The sequence below is a fragment of the Intrasporangium sp. genome (assembly GCF_032907665.1).
Taxonomy (GTDB): Bacteria; Actinomycetota; Actinomycetes; order Actinomycetales; family Dermatophilaceae; genus Intrasporangium.
The window spans coordinates 1-2607 of record NZ_JAJJPG010000257.1 but is presented as its reverse complement, the minus strand read 5'-3'; the positions used below and the strand labels follow the sequence as shown (position 1 = coordinate 2607).

Genomic DNA, 2607 nt, shown 5'->3' with positions numbered 1-2607 from the left:
CCTCCGTCTGGCTGCCCTGCCGGACGTTGCCCTGCCGGGCGTTGCCCTGCCGGGCAGCTCTCTCCTGCCCGACGGGGTCCAGGTGCGTGCGGCGTCGCAGGAGGAGTCCTGCGTCCGCCAGGATCTCGGGGAGGGCACGGATGAACTGCCGGTCGAGCTCCCGGACGTCCTCGTCGAGCTCCTCCCACGGCACGAGGTACGGCGTCGTCCGCGCAGCGGCGTCACGCGGCCCGGCGGTCCAGCCGGCCGCCCGTCGCTCAGCCACCCAGCGCTCGTGCTCGAGCTCGCCGAGCTGATCCACCTCGTCGGGGGTGAACCCATCGGGGACGCTGCCGTCGTCGGGCACGAGGATGCGGCCGGTGGCCCGGATCTTGTCCGCGACGGCCTGGGCCTGGGCCCGGTTGGAGGCCCGGAGCGGCTCCGGCAGGTGCTCCCAGGGGGCTGCGGACGGGTCGTCATGCGCCCGGGTCCGCCGGTAGGAGTCGTGCAGGGCCCTGGCGACTCGTTCGGTGGTGCTGGCGAGCAGGACCTCGGCCGTGAGGACGCTCGAGTCGAGCGAGATGGTCTCCAGACCGACCGACTCCCGGCGCACGAGCTCACCGAAGGCGACGGCCTGCTCGAGTCTGACGAGGACGGGCAGACCTCGGTGGTCCTGCTGCAGGGCCAGGGCACTGGCCAGGGCCTCGGCCTCGTCGGTGAGGGTGACATAGGCGGAGGTCAGGTCCCAGGTGGCGAGGTCTGTGTCGGCTGGACTGCGATCCCGGCCAGCGCCGATCTCGGTGATGTGCAGGTCGTCGGGCCGGTGCCCGGTCCGCAGCCACCGGCGCCGCAGCTCGCGCGTGACCGCGACGGCGAGTGGCTCGGCGCCGACGACGACGACGTGGGCTCGGTCCGCGTTCTCGGGCCAGGGATGGAGGGCGTCGAGCATCGCGCGGGCTCCGACCCCGGAGAGGTCGAGGTCCTCGAGCTGCCAGGTGGCGCCTTGGTGCTCCGTGAGCTGGACCGCTTTCAGGAGCGACGCCAGCTCGGGACGGTCGACCTCGAGGTGGATGGACAGGGGCTCGCCGTCGCGGGTCGAGGCCTGCTCGACGGCGGCGAGGGCGACGCGACCGGACAGCTCGAGCGCGGGGGTGAGGACGATGACGTGCGCGGCCGAGGCCACGCGGGCTCGGGCGAGCACGAGAGGGTCGCCGGCGTCCCCGATGACGACGGGGATCCGATGGTGTCGGCAGCGTCGCACACCGGCGCTCAGTGGGTCGGCGTCGACTCCGACGACATCGTGACCGGCGCGCTCCAGGGTCAGGGCTGCAGGCGCTCCGCGCATCCCGAGTCCGCACACGACGACGTGGCCGGCGCGCCGGCCGGCTCGCCAGGCGTCAACGCGGTTGCGCGACACGGACAGGGCCGCAAAGGCTGCCGACGTCACCGTCATGGCCGGGGCGAGCAGACGAGCGACCTCGAGCTGCCAGGGCAACGGCGGCGAGGTGTCACCGGACTCGAGGACGAAGAACTGAAGCGAACGGTAGAAGCCCTCGATGACCGAGGCTGCCGGGTCGTAGCGCCCGAACCCCCAGATCCCGAGGGCGAGCGCGAGCAGGCTGCCCGTGGCGACGAGGCGCCACCGCGGGAATCGTCTCTCGCTGTCGCCCATCACGGCCTCCAGGGTGCGTCGTCGTGGACGATCGACCCGATTTCACGCTAACAGCGCCGTGTCGGGCCAGGTGGTGACTGTGGTGCATCAGTCACGAGCGAGAGAACGCCTTATTTTTCCCTTGACTTAATTAAGCAGAACCAAAATAATGAGGACATGCACGCGCTCGACGTCCTCGGTGACCCGGTCCGGCGACGGCTGCTCGAGCTGCTGAGTCGGGGTGAGCTGTCGTCCGGGGAGCTGGCGCGCGTCATCGGCGACGAGTTCGGCATCTCGCACCCGGCCGTCTCACAGCACCTCAAGGTGTTGCGGGACAACGGGTTCACCACGGTCCGCGCCGAGGGGACCCGCCGCCTCTATTCGGTCGATCCCGCCCCGTTCGAGGAGCTGGACATGTGGCTCTCCCAGTTCCGTGCCTTCTGGACGCAACGCCTGGACGCCCTCGGGACGGAGCTGCGGCGGGGCAGCCGGGCCGCGGCCGAGCAGACCCCGGCCGCAACGGAGCACGCCAACCAAGACAACGCATCCCATACAGGAGGTCCCCATGGACACGCTCAACCCTCTGGACCAGCTCGACGCCGTCGACCGCGCGGTCGCAACCGGAACCCGTGACGGGAAGGAGACCAAGTCTGTCGTCCTCACCCAGACCTACCCGGTGCCCCTCGCCGACCTGTGGGGGGCCTGCACCGATGCCGAGCGCATCTCCCGCTGGCTCATGCCGATCACCGGCGACCTGCGCGAGGGGGGCCGTTACCAGCTCCACGGGAACGCCGGCGGCACCATCGAGCAGTGCGTGCCGCAGGAGCGCATCGCCGTCACGTGGGAGTTCGGCGGTCTGGGTGTCAGCTGGGTCGTGGCGACCTTCGCGGAGGAGTCTGATGGGTCGCGCATCCGCGTCGAGCACATCGCCCACGTCGACGAGCGCTGGCCGGACTTCGGTCCAGGAGCGGTCGGCA

At 71.1% G+C, this 2607-nt stretch carries 3 protein-coding genes; 2 read left to right on the top strand and 1 reads right to left on the bottom strand.

All coding sequences use genetic code 11. From position 1 onward, the window contains the following. Positions 1 to 1651: NAD-binding protein (locus tag LOY02_RS19135; protein WP_317183950.1), on the bottom strand; the 1651-nt coding region annotated here is incomplete at its 3' end. Between the two features lie 156 nt (positions 1652 to 1807). Between LOY02_RS19135 and LOY02_RS19130 the strand changes: the two genes are divergently transcribed. Further along, complete coding sequence (locus LOY02_RS19130) at positions 1808 to 2263, top strand: metalloregulator ArsR/SmtB family transcription factor (RefSeq protein WP_317183949.1); 456 nt, start codon at positions 1808 to 1810, stop codon at positions 2261 to 2263. After that, a partial coding sequence (locus tag LOY02_RS19125; protein ID WP_317183948.1) for an SRPBCC domain-containing protein occupies positions 2196 to 2607 on the top strand: 412 nt, incomplete at its 3' end. The genes LOY02_RS19130 and LOY02_RS19125, both read left to right, overlap by 68 nt.